Below are 16,651 nucleotides of genomic sequence, written 5' to 3' on the forward strand. Positions count from 1 at the left end.
GCGGACCGTGCGAACCTACCGTCGCGACGGCGGCGACCACGAGGGTCCCGCCGCCTTTTCACCCGGGCGAGATCGCGCGCTCAGCCCGTCACGGCCGTCGTCGTCGCGACGGTGGCCCCGACGAGGATCACCGCGGTGACCTCGTCGACGTACGCGCGCACGGCCTCGCTCGCCCAGCTCTCGCGCGCGATCTCGCGCGCCCGGGCGTCGACGTCGCGGCGGCCCGCGGGGGTGCGCTCGGGCCCGCCGTCGGCGTCGGCGCCGGACCCGCCGGTCGCGAGGACCCGGCCGGCCTGGCCCGTCGCGGCGAGCAGCGCGACGATCGCCGCCGCGCGCGCGTCCGGCGCCTGTCCCTCGACGAGGACGCGCCGCAGGTCCGCGCGCACGGCGTCCTCGTGGCGCGAGTCCGCCGCGGGCCAGCGCGTCGTGGGGAAGATCCCGAGCACGCGACCCTCCTCGCGCCGCAGGACACCGCGCTCCGCGAGCGCCGCGACCGCGCGGGCGGCGGGCCGGAGCTTCGCGATCGGCGAGACGAGCGCCTTCGGCGTGGAGCCCTCCTTCGCCCGCACGACGTCGAGCGCCTCGTCGAGCAACGCGTTGCCCGTCGGGGACGCGTCCCGGACGACGATCCGGCCCACCCGACCGCCGTCGCCGTCGCCCGCGAGGTCGGCCCGGCCGAGCAGCGCGAGCTCGACGAGCAGAGCGCCGGCGGCGACCTGCTCGCGGAACGAGGTGTCACCGACGGCCTTCCCGGTCACGTCGTCGAGCGTGAGCAGCAGGTAGTCCTCGAGGATGAGCATGCGTCCACGCTAGGACCGCGCGACGGGGCCGGGCACCTGCCGTTTGTCACCGGTGCGCGGTGCAGGTCTCACGCCGTCGGCGACGCCGTGCCCCGTCAGGCCGGGTCGGCGAGCTCCCACCGGACGGTGACGGTCGCGCGGACCTCCTGGCTGCCGGGCTCCACGACGAGCGCGTCGCTCGTCGCCTTCGCCGCGAGGACGCGTGCCACCGGGGCGGGTGCGCCGTCGTCCTCGCGGACCTCGACGACCGGACCGAGCGAGCGTCCCGCGAGGCGGGCGTACTGCTCGGCGCGTGCGCGCGCGTCGGCGAACGCGGCCTCGCGCGCCGCGGCCGCGAGCGGGCCGGGGTCGCCCACGGCGAGGCTCGTCGAGTCGAGCCGGCCCACCGGGCCGGCGGCGTCGAGCGCGGCGCGCACGACCTCGCCGCTCGCCCCCACGTCGCGCAGCGTCGCGCGCACTGTGAGGCGGGCGGTCGTGCGCGGGCCGTCCTCGCGCTGCTCGGTCCACGTGGACGTCTGCGACGTGCGCAGGTCGGACGGCGCCACGCCGCGCGCGACGAGCGCGTCACGCGCCGCGGCGAGCCCGGCGTTGGCGCGGTCGAGGGCGTCCTGCACGCCGGGCGCGCTCGCCTCGGCGCCGAGCTCGACGACGGCGACGTCCGGCGTGGCCGTCACCGCTCCCTGACCGGTGGTCGTCACCCCAGAGCCGTTCATGGCCGCCATGCTCGCACGGACCGTCCGGGCCCGCCGCCGTTTCACCCGGGTGGACGCGGCACGGACGGCCCGCTGCCTGCCACTCTCGTGTCAGAGGGGCACGACGTCGTGCCCGTCGCCGCACCCGGGAGGTCCGCGTGAGACGTCTCCTCGCTCTCGCCGCGCTGCTCGTCTCGCTCGCCCCCGTCCCGGGGGCAGCCGCCGCGGACGCCGCGAGCACCGACCCGGCCGCCACGACGCCGCGCGCGTGCGCCGACGCGGTCGCGCTGCTCGACGACTCTCGCCCCCAGGACGCCATCGCGCTGATCGACGCCTACCGCGCGACGGCCACGTCCCCCGCGGACCCGCTGGCGCGCGCAGCGGCGTGCGCCGACGCGCGGGACGCGGCGGTCGCCGCGCGGGACACCGCGGCCACCCTCGCCGCGGAGGCGGAGGCCCTCGAGCCCGGCGGGGCGCCGCCGACGTCCGGGCAGCCCGAGTCCTGGGCCGCCGCACGGGACCGCGCGGAGCAGGCGCTCGCGCTCGACGCCCAGGACGCGCGAGCAGCCGCCGTGGTCCGTGCGGCTCAGGACGAGGAGGCCACGGTCCCGGTGCGCGCGGCATCGGCCTGGGACGGGCTCGTCGAGGCGGTGTCTCCCCTGGGTCCGCCGCTGCTCGCGCTCCTCGTCGGCGTCCTCGTGCTCGTCGTCGTGGCGCGGCTCGTCGCGCCCGTGACCCTGCGCTGGCCCGTGCTGTCCGCGGGCGAGCGCGTGCGCGCGGGCGCCGCCGGGTGGGGAGCGCTCGTCGCCGGCGCGGCCCTCCTCGTGTGGGGGCCCGCCGCGAGCACGAGCACGTGGACGGGCTCCGGCGGCGCGGGCACGACCCTCGCGGGGGTCGTCCTCGTCCTCGGGTTCGTCGCCGGGGTCGTGGCGGTGGGGCTCGCCCTCCTCCGGCTCGTCGACCCGGGTACGCGCCACGACCGCACCCGCTGGTGGGCGTGGGCGTGCGCCGTGGCCGGCGTCGCCACGGTCGCGGCCGTCGTGCTGCTGGCCCTCGGCGGCGCGCGGACGATCGGCGCGGAGCCGCTCACGGCGAGGTCCGTCGCGGCCGGAGCCGTCGTGGCGGCGCCCGGCGTGCTCCTCGTGGCCACGGTGCTCGCGACCCGGCTGCGGCTGACGATCGAGGTGACGTCGGGCCGCTCCGCCGACCGGACGACGTCGCACGAGGGGACGGGCGGCGCGCGCCTCGTCGCGCTGCTGGGCGAGCTGGGCGCCGAACCGCCGCGCGGGCTGGAGGTGCCCCGCGGCACGGACATCAGCGCCCTCAGCGGGTCCGCGCTGTCCGAGCTGCCCCAGGGCGCGTTCGTCAAGGCGGTCGTCAGCCTGGCCCAGGGCGTCGTCGGGTCGGTTCCTTGGCGGGTCACGGTCGAGGAGCGGGACGCCGACCACCTGGCCGTCGTCGTCACGAGGAACGGACGAGCCGCGGGCTCGGCCGCGCTCGACCGCGCCGGGCTCCTGCGGTTCGACGCCGCGGACCCGACGTCGGCCGCCACCGCGGCGCAGGTCGACCTCTACCGTGCCGCCGCCGCCGTCGTGCTCCTGACCCTGGCGCGCCACCACGCGGGCTTCGACGGGCTGTGCGGCGCGACGTCGTGGCGCAGCCTCGCCCTCCAGTACGTCGCCCAGAGCGACCTCGCCGCCGCGCCGGACCGGGAGCGGGAGCTCCTGGCGCGCGCCGTCGACGTCGACCCGCGCAACGACCTGGCCCAGGTCGCCCTCGCGCACGCCGAGGGCCGGCACCACACCCTGCGCGAGGACCTCGACGCGTACGGCCGCTGGCTCGACGGGTTCGTCGCGCGGACGGCGGGCCGCAGCGGGTACCGCGCGCTGCGGCTGCGGGCCCAGTACTCGCGCGCCGTGACGACCGTCAACGCGTGCTTCGCACCGCGGCGCGACGGGGGCGGCCCCGCGGGCAGGCTCGACGCGACCGCCGTCGACGCCGTCCGCGCGCTGCTGGAGGCGCTCGCGGCGGAGCGTGCCGCGGGGCGGGAGGACGCGCTCGTCGTCCGGCTCCAGGACGCCGTCGAGAGCCTGTACCGCCAGGCGGAGGACGCGGCCCGGGCGCTGGAGCCCGTGCGGGCGCAGGGGGCGCCGCCGGTCCCGGGGACCGGGCCGGCCGAGCCCACGGAGCCCGCCGAGCCGACCGAGACGCCCCGGCAGCGCCTGCGGCGCGCCTACCGGGCCGCCCTGGCCCGCGACCCCGACGACGGGGACCCGCCGCCCCCCACCACGCCGACCGGCGAGTACAACCTGGCGTGCACGTACGCCGTCCGCGCGGACCCGCTCGACGCCGAGGACGCGCTCCGGACGACCGACCACCTGCGGCGCGCGGTCGTGCTCGCCGACCTGCGCGCGTGGCTCCACGACGACCCGATGCTGGCCGCGTACCGCGAGCGGCCGGAGTACGCCGCGGAGTTCGGCCAGGACCCGCTCGACCTGCTCGCGGTCGCCCCGTTCGCCCGGTACGCGCCGGCCCTGCGCGCGTGGGGCCTGACGACGGAGCAGCGGATCGTGGCGGTCCCCCCTCCCGACCTCGCGGCGCTCCTCGGGACGACGCCCGAGGAGGCCGCGAGGGTGCGCGCCGCCGCGCACCTCGCGGCGGACCTCCCCGCGCTCCCGGGCCGCTGCGACGTGCTCGACGTGCTGCTCACCCACGACGTGGGTGCCCTGCCCCCGGCCGGGCAGGGCCTCCCCGACGACGTCGCCCGCGCCCTGCGGTCCCGCGTGACGCGCCTGCGGCTCACGCCGTCGGAGCGCGACCGGCTGCGGGCCGCGCTGGCCGCGTGGCTGGGCTGAGCCTCAGCTGTTGCCGTCGAACAGCGAGGTGACCGAGCCGTCGTCGAACACCTCGCGGATCGCGCGCGCGATGAGGGGCGCGATGGAGAGCACCGTGAGCTGCGGGAACTGCTTGTCCGCCGCGATGGGCAGCGTGTCGGTGATGACGACCTCGCTCGCCCCGCACTCGGACAGGCGCTGGGCCGCCGGGTCGGACAGCACGCCGTGCGTCGCGGCCACGATGACCGACCGCGCGCCCGCGGCGAGGATGACGCGCACGGCCTCGGCGATCGTGCCGCCGGTGTCGATGAGGTCGTCGACGAGCACGCAGTCGCGGCCCTCGACGTCGCCGACGACGCGGTTCGCGACGGCCTGGTTCGGGCGCGTGACGTCGCGCGTCTTGTGGACGAACGCGAGCGGCCCGCCGCCGAGCTTCGCGGCCCACTGCTCGGCGACGCGGATGCGGCCCGCGTCGGGCGAGACGACCGTGACGTTCGACGTGTCGACGCGCGAGCGCACGTAGTCCGTGAGGATCGGCATCGCCCACAGGTGGTCGACCGGCCCGTCGAAGAAGCCCTGCGTCTGCGCGGCGTGCAGGTCGACGCTCATGAGGCGGTCGGCGCCCGCGGCGGTGAACAGGTCGGACATGAGGCGGGCCGAGATCGGCTCGCGCCCGCGGTGCTTCTTGTCCTGGCGGGCGTACCCGTAGAACGGCTGCACGACCGTGATCGTGCGGGCCGAGGCGCGCTTCGCGGCGTCGACCATGAGCAGCTGCTCCATGATCCACTGGTTGATCGGCGCGGTGTGGCTCTGGAGGATGAAGACGTCCGAGCCGCGCACCGACTCGCCGAACCGGACGTAGATCTCGCCGTTCGCGAAGTCGTACGCGGTCGTGGGCAGCAGGTCGATGCCCAGCTCCCGCGCGACGTCGTTGGCCAGCTCGGGGTGCGCGCGCCCCGAGGCGAGGACGAGGGACTTCTCCCCGTTGCCGGCGATCGTGCTGCTCATACCAGTGGGTTCCTTCGGTGGGGTTTCCGGGTGCGGGGTGAGGTCTGAGGTCGGCTGGCCGGTCGCGGTCAGTCTGTCGTGGTGGCGGGACGACCGCCACGCAGCGCCTCGAGCGTGTGCTCGAGCTCGGGACCGGGCGGCGGCGGGGTGGGGCGGTCGGCCGTCGCGGCGGCGCTCTGGTCCGCGAGCTGGGCCTGCGCCTGCGCGCCGAGCGGGGGCGCCTCCGGGTCCGCGGCGCGCGCGGCGGCCGCGGCCTCGGCGGCGGGCGTGCCGGCGCGACGGCGCTCGACCCAGCCCTCGATGTTGCGCTGCTGGCCGCCGCTCACGCCGAGCGCGCCCGCGGGCACGTCGCGGCGGATGACGGACCCGGCGGCGGTGTACGCGCCGTCACCGACGCTCACGGGCGCGACGAACATGTTGTCCGCGCCGGTGCGGGCGTGCGAGCCGATGACGGTGCGGTGCTTGTGCACGCCGTCGTAGTTGACCGTGACCGACGCGGCACCGATGTTCGTGTGCTCGCCGATCGTCGCGTCGCCCACGTAGGACAGGTGCGGGATCTTCGACCCCTCGCCGATCTCCGCGTTCTTCGTCTCGACGAACGTCCCGATCTTGCCGTGCGCCCCCAGCACGGTGCCGGGCCGCAGGTACGCGAACGGGCCGACGGACGTCCCCGCGCCCAGGACCGCGAGCGAGCCGTGCGTGCGGGTCACGGTCGCGCCGGCGCCGACCTCGGTGTCCGTGAGCGTGGTGTCGGGGCCGACCGTCGCCCCCTCGGCGACGACCGTCGCGCCGTGGAGCTGCGTCCCCGGGAGCAGCGTCACGTCGCGCGCGAGCTCGACGTCGACGTCGACCCACGTCGTGGCCGGGTCGACGACGGTCACGCCCGCGCGCATCCAGTCCTCGAGGATCCGGCGGTTGAGCTCGGCCCGCAGCGTCGCGAGCTGGACGCGGTCGTTCACCCCCTCCACGACGGTCGGGTCGTCCGAGACGAGCGCCCGCACGACGCCGCCCTCGGCGCGCGCCGCGGCGACGACGTCCGTCAGGTAGACCTCGCCCTGCGCGTTGTCGCGGCCGAGCGTGCCGAGCCCGCGCCGCAGGACGGCGGCGTCGAACACGTAGATCGACGCGTTGATCTCGCGGATCGCGAGCTCGTCGGGCGATGCGTCCTTGTGCTCGACGATCCGCAGGACGTCGCCCGTCGCGTCGTCGCGCACGACGCGGCCGTAGCCGGTCGCGTCCTCGAGCTGCGTCGTCAGCATCGTGACCGCGTTGCCGTCGGCGACGTGCGCCGCGAGGAGCTGGGCGAGCGTGCCGCCGTCGAGCAGCGGGGTGTCGCCCGCCGTGACGACCACGGGACCCTCGAGGCCGTCGCCGACGCCGCGCCCCTCCTCGCCGTCGGGCACGCCGTGGACGAGCGACTGCGCGTGCGCCTTCGCGTCGAGAGCGGCGAGCGCGCACTGCACGGCGCGGCCCGTCCCCGGGATCTCGTCCTGGTCCACGACGACCGCGTCCGGGTCGACCGACACCGCGTGCTCGGCGACGCGGTCGCGCTCGTGCCGCACGACGACGGCGAGCAGCGCCGGGTCGAGCGAGCGCGCGGCGACGAGCACGTGCCCGAGCAGGCTGCGGCCCGCGAGCGTGTGCAGCATCTTGGGGGTGGACGACTTCATCCGCGTGCCCTCGCCTGCGGCGAGGACGATCACGGCAGCGGGGGCGACGGTGGTGTCGGTGCCCTGCTGAGCTTCCATGGGTGTTCCCCTCGGGATCGGTGGCACGAGCTCCGCCCCCAGGACTCGAACCTGGACCAAGGGCACCAAAAACCCTTGTGCTGCCGATTACACCAAGGCGGACCGGACCCGGCGACGCCGTGCTCGTCACGTGCTCGGCACGTGCGCGTCACCTGCCCGTCGCCACGCCCCCGGTACGACCCCGGGCCGCGGCGGGCGGGCCGGGTCCGGGAACAGTCTGCCAGGTCGGTCCCCGTGCCCGACGCCGCGCGTGCCCGTCTCGCCCCATCCGCGCCGGACGCGGGGCGTGGCCCGCACCACACCCGGGCGCGCACCTGCCCGACGACGCCCGCACCGGCGGGCGCGGACCCTCCGGCTGCGGCGAGCGCCCGCACGGCATGATGGACCCGTGGCCGACTCCAGACGCACCCCCCGATCCCGCATGACCGCGAGCCAGCGGCGCGAGCAGCTGCTCGCGGTCAGCCGTCGGCTGTTCGCCGAGAAGGGGTTCGAGGGGACGAGCGTCGAGGAGATCGCCGCGCGCGCCGAGGTGTCGAAGCCCGTCGTGTACGAGCACTTCGGCGGCAAGGAGGGCATCTACGCGGTCGTCGTGGACCGCGAGGTGCAGGCGCTCACCGCGGCGCTGTCGGGCGCGCTCGACGAGGGCGGCCACCCGAAGGTGCTGCTGGAGCGCACCGCGCTGGCGCTCCTGTCCTACATCGAGGCGTCCGAGGACGGCTTCCGGATCCTCGTGCGCGACTCCCCCGTCGCGCAGGCGACGGGCACGTTCTCGAGCCTCATCGGCGACGTCGCGACGCAGGTCGAGCACCTCCTGGCGAACCAGTTCCGCACGCGCGGCCTCGACCCGAAGGTCGCGCCCATCTACGCGCAGATGCTCGTCGGCATGGTCGCCCTGACCGGCCAGTACTGGCTCGACGCCCGCTCTCCCAAGAAGACGGAGGTCGCGGCGCACCTCGTCAACCTGGCCTGGAACGGCCTCGCGGACATGGAGAAGCGGCCCCACCTCATCACCACGAGGTCCTGACGCAGATCCGGCCCCGAAACCCGCGTCATGACAGCGGGGTCAGCCCGTCTCTCTGGCGGCAGAGCAGAACGACGGAGCGGGGCAGCGGATGCACGGGCACGACCGGTCGACCGACCAGGGGTACGGCGACCCACGGGACGAGATCCGTCCCACGGTCTGGGGGTACGTGACCTGGACGACCGCACGCTGTCTGCAGGGCGACGTCGCGGGCGCGCCCGCGCGCGTCGTCCAGCGCACCGACGTGCTCGTCCCGGGCCTCACGCCTCACGAGCTGGACCGGGTACGCAGGCACGCCGAGTGGCGCGCGTCGGTCGACGTGGTGCGGATCGGTCTCGTCGCGGGCGTGACCACCGCGCTCGCCGCCCTGGTCGCGGGACGGCACCTGACCGCGCCCGAGACCCTGCTCCTCGCCGCGGTCCTCGGGCTCGTGGCGGCCCTCCTCACCGTCGCCCTCCTGCACGTGACGGGCCCGCGCCTCACGCGGGTCGAGCGGCGCGCGCTGCGCCGCGCCGTGGAGATCCGGCGCGTGCGGGTCGCGCCCCCGACGTCGGCCGTGATGCGCGTGCTCGTCGCGATGAGCGCCGTCGAGTCGGTGTCCGGACGGCTCGAGGAGCAGGACGCCGCGCTCGCCCGCGAGCTGCTCTGGGTCTCGCTCGACGCCGTGGGGCGCGACGACGCCGCGGCGGTCGACGAGGCGACCGGGACCATGCTGCGCCTCGCCGTGCGGGCCGCCCGGACGGTGCCCCCGGTGCGCGACGAGCACCTCGGCTGACCGGCGGGCCGGCCCGACGGAGGCAGGGGTGCACCCCCTGCCTCCACACGGCCAGGACGTGACATCTGTCCCGTGCCGCACGCGCTCGCGCGTGGTTGTGTGGAGCGCATGGCGACACTCGAGATCGACTCGCTCACCAAGTCCTACGGCGCCGTGCGCGCCCTGCGCGGCACGTCGTTCGACGTGCGCGCCGGGGAGATCTTCGGCTTCGTCGGCTCGAACGGCGCCGGGAAGACGACGACGATGCGCATCGTCCTCGGCGTCCTCGCCGCCGACGGCGGCGAGGTCCGGTGGGAGGGGCGGCCCCTCGACCTGGCCGCCCGCCGTCGCATCGGCTACATGCCCGAGGAGCGCGGCCTCTACCCCCGCATGAAGGTCGGCGAGCAGCTCGTCTACCTCGCCCGGCTGCACGGGCTCTCCGCCGCCGGGGCGAAGGACGCGATGGAGCGCTGGACCACCACGCTCGGTGTCGAGGCGCGCCGCGACGACGAGGTGCAGAAGCTCTCGCTCGGCAACCAGCAGCGCGTCCAGCTCGCCGCCGCGCTCACCCACGACCCCGAGCTGCTCGTGCTCGACGAGCCGTTCAGCGGGCTCGACCCGGTCGCCGTCGACGTCATGAGCGGGGTGCTGCGCGACCGCGCCGACGCGGGCGTGCCCGTCGTGTTCTCGTCGCACCAGCTCGACCTCGTGGAACGGCTGTGCGACCGCGTCGGCATCATCAAGGACGGCGCGATGGTCGAGGTCGGCACGATCGACGAGCTCCGCCGCACCGAGCAGGAGCGCTGGGTCGTGGACGGCCCGCCCGGGGCGACGTGGATCGGCGCCGTGCCCGACGCGCGGGCCGTCAGCCTGGAGGGGTCGCGCACCGTCGTCGAGCTCGCGCCCGGCGGTCCGCCCGGTGCCGGGACCGGTGACGGTACCGGGGGCGTCCCCGGTGGGCGCGAGCAGGCCGTGCTGCGCGCGGCGCTCGCCGCCGGGCCCGTGCACGAGTTCGCGCTCGTCCGGCCGTCGCTCACCGAGCTCTACCGCGACGTCGTGAGCGCCGAGGAGAAGCCGGCCGCGACGGCCGCCGAGACCGTGGAGGTGGGGGCATGAGCGCGGGCCAGGGCACGTCGCTGACGTCGTGGGGCGCGATCCGCCTCGTCGCCGGCCGCGAGATCATGACGCGGCTGCGCTCCAAGTCCTTCGTGTGGCTGACCGTGATCCTCGTCGGCGCCGTCGTGCTCGGCGGGGTCGTGCTCAACCTCGCGAACGGGTCCGGCCCGAGCGCCGAGCGCGTCGGGGTCACGCCGCAGACCGCCGCGCTCGCCGAGACGATCGAGACCACCGGGAGCACGCTCGGGACCGACGTCGAGACCGTCGACGTCGCGGACGACGCCGCGGGCGAGGCCCAGGTGCGCGACGGCGACCTCGACGCCCTCGTCACCGGGAGCGCCGGCTCCCCCACCGTCGTCGTCGACACCGAGCTGTCGTCGGGCCTCACGGCCGTCTTCACGACGCTCGCCCAGCAGACCGCGCTGTCCGACGCCGTCGCCAGCCTCGGGGGCGACCCCGCCCAGGTCGCGGGCGACGTCGCGACGGCCGCGCCGGACGTGCGCACCATCGGCGAGCCGAGCGAGTTCGACCCCGCGCGCTACGTCACCGGCCTGGTCACCGGCATCCTGCTCTTCATGGCCATCATGATCAGCGGCCAGCTCATCGCCCAGGGGGTCGTCGAGGAGAAGACGAGCCGCGTCGTCGAGCTCCTGCTCTCGACCGTGCGCCCGTGGCAGCTCATGGCGGGCAAGGTCCTCGGCATCGGGCTCGTCGGGCTCGGGCAGGTCGCGCTCGTCGTGCTCGCGGGCGTCGGGACCGCGCTCGGCCTCGGCCTCGTCGACACCTCGACGATCGACCTCGGGACAGCCGCCGCCTGGGCGCTCGTGTGGTTCGTCGTCGGGTTCGTCAGCTACGCGCTGCTCATGGCGGGCCTCGGCGCGCTGGTCTCGCGCCAGGAGGACGTCGGCGCGGTCACCACGCCCGTCACGTTCCTCATGATCGTGCCGTACATCGTGGGCGTCTCCGTCGCGCCGTGGGCGCCGGACAACCCGCTCGTCGTCTGGCTGTCGTACGTGCCGCTGTGCTCGCCGCTGCTCATGCCGGTCCGCATCGCGCTCGGCAGCGCCGAGACGTGGGAGGCCCTCGTCGCGCTGGGTCTCTCCGTCGCGGTCATCCCCCTGCTCGTGTGGCTCGCGGCGAAGATCTACTCCAACGCCGTCCTGCGCACCGGCGCCCGCGTGCGCCTCAAGGACGCCCTCCGCACGTCCTGACCGCAAAGTAGAGCTCCGGCCCCCCGAGGTAGAGCCCCGGTCCGGCGAGGTAGAGGCCCGGTCCAGCGAGGTAGAGGCCCGGTCCAGCGAGGTAGAGGCCCGGTCCAGCGAGGTAGGGGCCTGGTCCGGCGGGTCGACGGCGTGTGGTCATCCCACCCGGCGCTGGCCTCGCCCGGGAGGGCGCGCCCCCTGGGCACGACCTGCATGACCAGGGCTCTACCTCGCGAGACCACGGCTCTACCTCGCCAGACCACGGCTCTACCTCGGGGGACCTGGGCTCTACCTCGGGGGACCTGGGCTCTACCTCGGGGACCATGGCTCTACCTCGCGACTCGGTGGGCTTCCCGTGGCGCGCCGCGGCGACCGCCGAGCCGTCAAGAGTCTTGACGTCGAGACACGTCGAGTACCCTCGCGTCATGGACCAGCAGCACGAGGACGAGGTCGACCGCATCGTCGCGGCGTGGCAGCGGGAGCGGCCGGACCTCGACGTCGAGCCGCTCACCGTGTTCTCCCGGGTCGACCGGCTCGCCCGGCACCTGGACCGGGCCCGGCGCACGGCGTTCGCGCGCGGGCACCTGGAGACGTGGGAGTTCGACGTCCTGTCCGCGCTGCGCCGCGCGGGCGAGCCGTACCGCCTCTCTCCGGGGGCGCTCGTCACCCAGACGCTCGTGACGAGCGGGACCATGACGAACCGCATCGACCGGCTCGAGGAGCGCGGGCTCGTGGTGCGTCGGCGCTCGCCCGACGACCGGCGCGGCGTGCTCGTCGAGCTCACGCCGGAGGGCCTGGCGCGCGTGGACACGGCGATGACCGACCTCCTCGCCGTCGAGGCCCGCATCCTCGACGCGCTCGAGCCCGGCGAACGACCTGCGCTCGCGGCGCTCCTGCGTACAGTCGGAGGACAGTTCGACGACTGACCGACGGCCCGGACGACCGGGCGGGCGTCGCCGCACGCGCCCGCACCCGGAGGTCCCCGCCCGATGCCGTCGTCACGGCCGCCCCGCCCGAGCACCTTCCGCGGCGGGATCGACGGGGTCCTGCTGGTCGCCGTCCTGCTCGTGGCCGTCAACCTGCGGGCGCCGCTCACGGCGCTCCCGCCCGTCGTCGCGGACGTCGCGGCCGACCTCGACCTCACCGCCGCCGCGGCGGGCCTGCTCACCGGCATCCCGGTGCTGTGCTTCGCGCTGGCGACGCCCGCCGTCGCGGGCGTGCTCGGGCGGTCGTCGCTGCGGACGGCGATCGCCGTCGCGCTCGCGCTGATCTTCGCCGGGACGGTCCTGCGCTCGGCAGACCTCGCGCCGCTCGGCGCGGCCGGGACGTTCGCGGGCACGGTGCTCCTGGGGCTGGGCATCACGACGGCGAACCTCGCGGTGCCGATGATCGCCCAGCGCGACTTCCCCGGGCACGTCGCGACGGTGACGGGCCTGTACACGGCCGCGATCAACGTCGGGACCGTCGCGACGACGGCGCTCACCGCGCCGCTGGCGGACACCGTCGGGTGGCGCTGGGCGCTCGCGTCGTGGTCGGTGCTCGCGGTCGTCGCGCTCGTGTGGTGGCTGCGCGCGGTGCCGCGCGAGGCGCGCGAGCCCCGGGGCGGCCCGGCAGAGCGCGCTCCCGGCCCGACGGCGGCGGGGACGAAGGCTGCGGCTGACGAGGAGGCGCTGGCGGCGGCCGCGGCGGAGGGGGTCACGGGGACCGACCCGACGACGGCCCGCGAGCGCCACGTCCTCGCGACCTCGTTCACGTGGTGGCTGTGCGCGATGTTCGCGCTCCAGTCGTCGAGCTTCTACGCGCTCACGGCGTGGCTGCCGCTGATCCTCGAGGACCTCGCGGGCATCCCGCGCTCGGCGTCGGGCGGGGCGGCGTCGCTGTTCCAGGGCTTCGCGATCGTCGGTGGTCTCGCGGTGCCGCTCGCCGCGCGTCGTCTCAGCCTGCGGCAGACGTTCGTGGGGATCGCGGTGCTGTGGCTCACGCTGCCCGTGGGCCTGCTCGTCGCGCCGGGGCTCTGGGCGGTGTGGGCGTCCGCGGCGGGCGTCGCCCAGGCGGCGAACTTCGTCGTGATCTTCACGCTCGTCGCGCAGCGGTACCCGACGGTCCGGCGCGGCCGGCAGGCGTCGGCGACGGTGCAGTCCGTCGGGTACTGCCTCGCCGCCGTCGCGCCCACCGCGGCCGGGGCCCTGCAGACGGCGACGGGGACGTGGACCGTGCCGGTCGCCGTCGTGCTGGGCGCGCTCGTGGTGATGACCGGGATCGGGCTGGTCCTCACCGGCGCGCCCCGTCGTCGCGCGGGCTGAGCACCGGGCCCGACCTTCCCCGCCAGGCTCTCCTCGAACCCTTGACCCTCGGCTCCACACCTGTTTATGGTGTACACACAGTTTATGGCACACACATGACGTGTGCGCCGCACACGGACGGCCGACGGAGAAGGAGAAGGCGATGACCGGAGCGATGATCGCCGCGCAGGGGCTGGAGAAGTCCTACGGCGGCCACGCCGTGCTGCGCGGCGTCGACCTCACCGTGCGCCGCGGCGAGATCTTCGCGCTGCTGGGCCCCAACGGCGCGGGCAAGACGACGACCGTCAACATCCTCACCACCCTCGTCCGGCCCGACGGCGGCACCGCGCGCGTCGCGGGCGCCGACGTCGTGCACGACGCCGCCCGGGTGCGCGAGACCATCGCGCTCACGGGCCAGTACGCGTCGGTGGACGAGTTCCAGACGGGCCGCGAGAACCTCGTGATGATGGGCGAGCTCGCCCACCTGCCCCGCCGTGCGGTGCGCCCGCGCGCCGCCGCCCTGCTCGAGCGCTTCGACCTCACCGACGCCGCGGACCGGCGGGTCGCGACCTACTCGGGCGGCATGCGCCGCCGCCTCGACCTGGCGATCAGCCTCGTGGCCGACCCGGCGGTGCTCGTGCTCGACGAGCCGACGACGGGCCTCGACCCGGCGTCGCGCGCGCAGCTCTGGGAGGTCGTGCGCGGCCTCGCCGCCGACGGGACGACCGTCCTGCTGACGACCCAGTACCTGGAGGAGGCCGACCGCCTGGCCGACACGATCGCCGTCCTGCACGACGGCCGCGTCGCGGCGCGCGGCACGGCCGCCGAGCTCAAGGCGCTCGTCGCGGGCGACCACGTGCGCGTCGCGTTCGACGACCCGGAGAGCCTGGCCGCCGCCGTCGGGCTCGCCGCCTCGATCGGGCTGGCCCGCACGACGAGCGACGAGAAGGACCTCTCGCTCACCGCGCCGAGCGACGACCCCGTCCGCACGGTCCGCGACGTGCTCGCGGCCGCCGACGCCCACGGGCTCGCGGTCGTGGGGGTCAGCGTCGTCCGGCCCACGCTCGACGACGTGTTCCTCGCCCTGACCCGGAAGGAGGGCGCCCGATGAGCGCCGCACCCACGACCACCCTGTCCCGACCGTCCCGCACCGCGCCGCCGCGCGTCCGACGGACCCCCGCCACCGCCGCGCGCGACGTCCGGACGATGGTCGGGCGCGAGACGCGCCGCCAGCTCCGCAGCGTCGACGGCCTCGTCACGGCCTTCGCGCTGCCCGTGATGATCATGCTCGTCTTCGTCGTGATCTTCGGCGGGGCGATCGGCGGGGACGACTACATCGACTACGTCGTGCCCGGCGTGCTCGTGATGTGCCTGGGGTTCGGCTCCGCGACGGCGGCGGTCGGCGTCGCGCAGGACATGACGTCCGGGACGATCGACCGGTTCAAGACCCTGCCGATCTTCGGGCCGTCCGCGCTGTGGGGGCACGTCGTGGCGAGCGTCGTGCGCAACCTCGCGTCCGCCGTCGTCGTCGTGGGGGTCGCGCTCGCGCTCGGCTTCCGGCCCGACTCCGGGCCCGCCGACTGGGCGGGGCTCGTCGCCTTCGCCGTCCTCGCCGTGCTGACGTTCACGTGGCTGAGCGTGGCGCTCGGCCTCGTGCTGAGCGTCGAGGCGTCGCAGTCGGTGAACTTCCTCTTCCTGTTCGTGCCCTACCTCAGCTCGGGGTTCGTCCCGATCGACACGATGCCGTCGTGGCTGCACGGGTTCGCCGAGAAGCAGCCGTTCACCCCGGTCATCGAGACGTTCCGCGGGCTGCTCGCGGGCGCGCCCGACGCGTCGACGGTCCTCACGGCCGTCGCGTGGCTCGCCGGCTTCCTCGTCGCGAGCTGCACCGCCGGCTCCCTGCTCTACCGCCGACGGACGGCCCGCTGACCCCCTCCTGCCCCTCCCCCCACCCGCCCTCCACCCCACCCGCCCGCCCCGCGGCCGAGCAGGTGGTCCTGGTGCGTCCTGCCGACCGGACGCACCAGGACCACCTGCTCGCGCCACCGGGAGGGCCTGCTCGGCACGGCTGCGACCCACGTCCGGGCGCCGTCGGGGAGGATGAAGCCATGACGGACGCACCCGACCTCCCGCCCCGGCTCGCGCTCGCGTGGGGCGTGGCCGAACGCCCCGAGCGCGCGCCGAAGCGCGAGCTGAGCATCGAGCGGATCGTCGACGCGGCGACGGAGATCGCCGACGCCGACGGGCTCGGGGCCGTGTCCATGGCGAAGGTCGCGCAGAGCCTCGGCTTCACGACGATGTCGCTCTACCGGTACGTCACGAGCAAGGACGACCTGCTGCTCCTCATGCAGGAGGCGGCGCTCGACGTCGAGTACCCGCCCGCGCACGAGCCCGCCGACTGGCGCGCCGAGCTGCGCGAGTGGGCGCAGTTCACGATGGCGGTGTTCGCGTCGCACCCGTGGTTCCTCGACATCCCCGTGACCGGTGCGCCGCTCACGCCGAACAACCTGCGCGGCGCGGACGCCGGGCTGCGCGCGCTGCGGTCCACGCCGCTCGACGACGAGGAGAAGATGTCCGTCATCCTCCTCGTCAGCGGGTACGCCCGGAACGCGGCCCGGCTGCAGACCGACCTCGCGCGCGCCGTCGCCGCGGCCGGGGGCGACGAGGCGGTCCAGGGCGGTGCGTGGGCCGACGCGCTGCGCGGGCTCGTGGACGAGGTGCGGTTCCCCTACCTGCGGCCCCTCGTCGAGGCGGGGACGTACGCGGGCGAGGGCGAGATCGACGACACCGCGTGGGGCCTGGAGCGGGTGCTCGACGGGATCACCGTCTACGTCGACGCTCGGGCCGCCGGGGCGCCCGGCGCGGGGAGCGCGCCCGGAAAGCAGCCCGCCACGGACACGGAGCCCGCGCCGGCGGCGGACCCGCGCGACGCCGTCGCGCCGGTCGAGGTCGCGGTCCACGTCAAGGACCCGCGGGTCAAGAAGGCGACGCTCCGGCGGCGCGACGCGGAGCGGCGCGTGCGCGAGGCGCAGAAGAAGGTGCGCGAGCTGGAGAAGGCGCTGCGCGAGGCCCAGAAGGCGGAGCACGAGGCGGCCCGCGCCGCCGTCGAGAAGGCGCGCGGCTGACCCTCCGGGCACGACGACGGCCGGTCACCCCGCGGGGTGGCCGGCCGTCGTCGTGCGCGAGCGGGTGGG

The 16,651-nt window shown here is 75.9% G+C and carries 14 protein-coding genes and 1 tRNA gene; 10 read left to right on the forward strand and 5 right to left on the reverse strand.

The genetic code is table 11. The features are described from left to right. Window positions 1-80 precede the first annotated feature (80 nt). Complete coding sequence (locus ABIE39_RS12770) at window positions 81-800, reverse strand: GOLPH3/VPS74 family protein (RefSeq protein WP_354052026.1); 720 nt, start codon at window positions 798-800, stop codon at window positions 81-83. Window positions 801-895: 95 nt separating this feature from the next. Continuing rightward, the gene (locus ABIE39_RS12775; RefSeq protein ID WP_255437199.1) at window positions 896-1,513 is read right to left on the reverse strand and encodes an SIMPL domain-containing protein; all 618 of its coding nucleotides are present in this window, start codon (window positions 1,511-1,513) and stop codon (window positions 896-898) included. A gap of 137 nt (window positions 1,514-1,650) precedes the next feature. On the opposite strand from ABIE39_RS12775, the gene ABIE39_RS12780 reads away from it, so the two are divergent. Beyond that, window positions 1,651-4,347 carry a hypothetical protein gene (locus ABIE39_RS12780; protein ID WP_354052028.1) on the forward strand — a complete coding sequence of 899 codons (2,697 nt, stop codon included), beginning with the start codon at window positions 1,651-1,653 and terminating at the stop codon, window positions 4,345-4,347. A 3-nt stretch (window positions 4,348-4,350) separates the two neighbouring features. On the opposite strand, the gene ABIE39_RS12785 is transcribed toward ABIE39_RS12780, so the two are convergent. The 3 genes from ABIE39_RS12785 to ABIE39_RS12795 form a co-directional block, all read right to left on the reverse strand. Then, the gene (locus ABIE39_RS12785; RefSeq protein ID WP_021483711.1) at window positions 4,351-5,334 is read right to left on the reverse strand and encodes a ribose-phosphate diphosphokinase; all 984 of its coding nucleotides are present in this window, start codon (window positions 5,332-5,334) and stop codon (window positions 4,351-4,353) included. Between the two features lie 68 nt (window positions 5,335-5,402). Next, a complete protein-coding gene (glmU, locus tag ABIE39_RS12790) occupies window positions 5,403-7,082 on the reverse strand; it encodes a bifunctional UDP-N-acetylglucosamine diphosphorylase/glucosamine-1-phosphate N-acetyltransferase GlmU (protein ID WP_175008923.1) in 1,680 nt (559 codons plus the stop codon). 30 nt (window positions 7,083-7,112) lie between these two features. Further along, window positions 7,113-7,184 (reverse strand) — tRNA-Gln (locus ABIE39_RS12795). A gap of 319 nt (window positions 7,185-7,503) precedes the next feature. Here ABIE39_RS12795 and ABIE39_RS12800 point away from each other — a divergent pair. The 9 genes from ABIE39_RS12800 to ABIE39_RS12840 all read left to right on the forward strand — a co-directional run bounded on the left by ABIE39_RS12800 (window position 7,504) and on the right by ABIE39_RS12840 (window position 16,582). Further along, on the forward strand, window positions 7,504-8,106 hold the full coding sequence (locus ABIE39_RS12800) for a TetR/AcrR family transcriptional regulator (protein WP_074807977.1): 603 nt from the start codon (window positions 7,504-7,506) through the stop codon (window positions 8,104-8,106). A gap of 166 nt (window positions 8,107-8,272) precedes the next feature. Further along, on the forward strand, window positions 8,273-8,878 hold the full coding sequence (locus tag ABIE39_RS12805; RefSeq protein ID WP_175008924.1) for a hypothetical protein: 606 nt from the start codon (window positions 8,273-8,275) through the stop codon (window positions 8,876-8,878). A 108-nt stretch (window positions 8,879-8,986) separates the two neighbouring features. Then, a complete protein-coding gene (locus ABIE39_RS12810; RefSeq protein ID WP_175008925.1) occupies window positions 8,987-9,973 on the forward strand; it encodes an ATP-binding cassette domain-containing protein in 987 nt (328 codons plus the stop codon). After that, the gene (locus tag ABIE39_RS12815; protein ID WP_354052031.1) at window positions 9,970-11,184 is read left to right on the forward strand and encodes an ABC transporter permease; all 1,215 of its coding nucleotides are present in this window, start codon (window positions 9,970-9,972) and stop codon (window positions 11,182-11,184) included. Before ABIE39_RS12810 ends, ABIE39_RS12815 begins: the two co-directional genes overlap by 4 nt. A gap of 416 nt (window positions 11,185-11,600) precedes the next feature. Further along, window positions 11,601-12,101: a MarR family transcriptional regulator gene (locus ABIE39_RS12820; protein WP_175008927.1), complete on the forward strand. Its 501-nt coding sequence runs from the start codon at window positions 11,601-11,603 to the stop codon at window positions 12,099-12,101. Window positions 12,102-12,164: 63 nt separating this feature from the next. Further along, complete coding sequence (locus tag ABIE39_RS12825; RefSeq protein WP_209829481.1) at window positions 12,165-13,478, forward strand: MFS transporter; 1,314 nt, start codon at window positions 12,165-12,167, stop codon at window positions 13,476-13,478. Window positions 13,479-13,620: 142 nt separating this feature from the next. Beyond that, window positions 13,621-14,568 (forward strand): ATP-binding cassette domain-containing protein, encoded by a 948-nt coding sequence (locus tag ABIE39_RS12830; RefSeq protein ID WP_354052033.1) that lies wholly within the window; start codon window positions 13,621-13,623, stop codon window positions 14,566-14,568. Beyond that, window positions 14,565-15,386 carry an ABC transporter permease gene (locus tag ABIE39_RS12835; RefSeq protein ID WP_354052035.1) on the forward strand — a complete coding sequence of 274 codons (822 nt, stop codon included), beginning with the start codon at window positions 14,565-14,567 and terminating at the stop codon, window positions 15,384-15,386. Before ABIE39_RS12830 ends, ABIE39_RS12835 begins: the two co-directional genes overlap by 4 nt. Window positions 15,387-15,565: 179 nt before the next feature. Further along, entirely contained in the window at window positions 15,566-16,582 is a 1,017-nt protein-coding gene (locus ABIE39_RS12840; RefSeq protein ID WP_354052037.1) for a TetR/AcrR family transcriptional regulator, read from the forward strand. Window positions 16,583-16,651: the final 69 nt, after the last annotated feature.

It is taken from the genome of Cellulosimicrobium sp. 4261, from assembly GCF_040546915.1.
Lineage (GTDB): Bacteria > Actinomycetota > Actinomycetes > Actinomycetales > Cellulomonadaceae > Cellulosimicrobium > Cellulosimicrobium cinnabarinum.

Excerpts from the sequence above, each read along its gene's own strand:
- ABIE39_RS12770 (WP_354052026.1), bottom strand. The coding sequence starts at position 800 with ATGCTCATCCTCGAGGACTACCTGCTGCTCACGCTCGACGACGTGACC.
- ABIE39_RS12775 (WP_255437199.1), bottom strand. The coding sequence starts at position 1,513 with ATGAACGGCTCTGGGGTGACGACCACCGGTCAGGGAGCGGTGACGGCC.
- ABIE39_RS12785 (WP_021483711.1), bottom strand. The coding sequence starts at position 5,334 with ATGAGCAGCACGATCGCCGGCAACGGGGAGAAGTCCCTCGTCCTCGCC.
- glmU (WP_175008923.1), bottom strand. The coding sequence starts at position 7,082 with ATGGAAGCTCAGCAGGGCACCGACACCACCGTCGCCCCCGCTGCCGTG.
- ABIE39_RS12800 (WP_074807977.1), top strand. The coding sequence starts at position 7,504 with ATGACCGCGAGCCAGCGGCGCGAGCAGCTGCTCGCGGTCAGCCGTCGG.
- ABIE39_RS12810 (WP_175008925.1), top strand. The coding sequence starts at position 8,987 with ATGGCGACACTCGAGATCGACTCGCTCACCAAGTCCTACGGCGCCGTG.
- ABIE39_RS12815 (WP_354052031.1), top strand. The coding sequence starts at position 9,970 with ATGAGCGCGGGCCAGGGCACGTCGCTGACGTCGTGGGGCGCGATCCGC.
- ABIE39_RS12820 (WP_175008927.1), top strand. The coding sequence starts at position 11,601 with ATGGACCAGCAGCACGAGGACGAGGTCGACCGCATCGTCGCGGCGTGG.
- ABIE39_RS12825 (WP_209829481.1), top strand. The coding sequence starts at position 12,165 with ATGCCGTCGTCACGGCCGCCCCGCCCGAGCACCTTCCGCGGCGGGATC.
- ABIE39_RS12830 (WP_354052033.1), top strand. The coding sequence starts at position 13,621 with ATGACCGGAGCGATGATCGCCGCGCAGGGGCTGGAGAAGTCCTACGGC.
- ABIE39_RS12835 (WP_354052035.1), top strand. The coding sequence starts at position 14,565 with ATGAGCGCCGCACCCACGACCACCCTGTCCCGACCGTCCCGCACCGCG.
- ABIE39_RS12840 (WP_354052037.1), top strand. The coding sequence starts at position 15,566 with ATGACGGACGCACCCGACCTCCCGCCCCGGCTCGCGCTCGCGTGGGGC.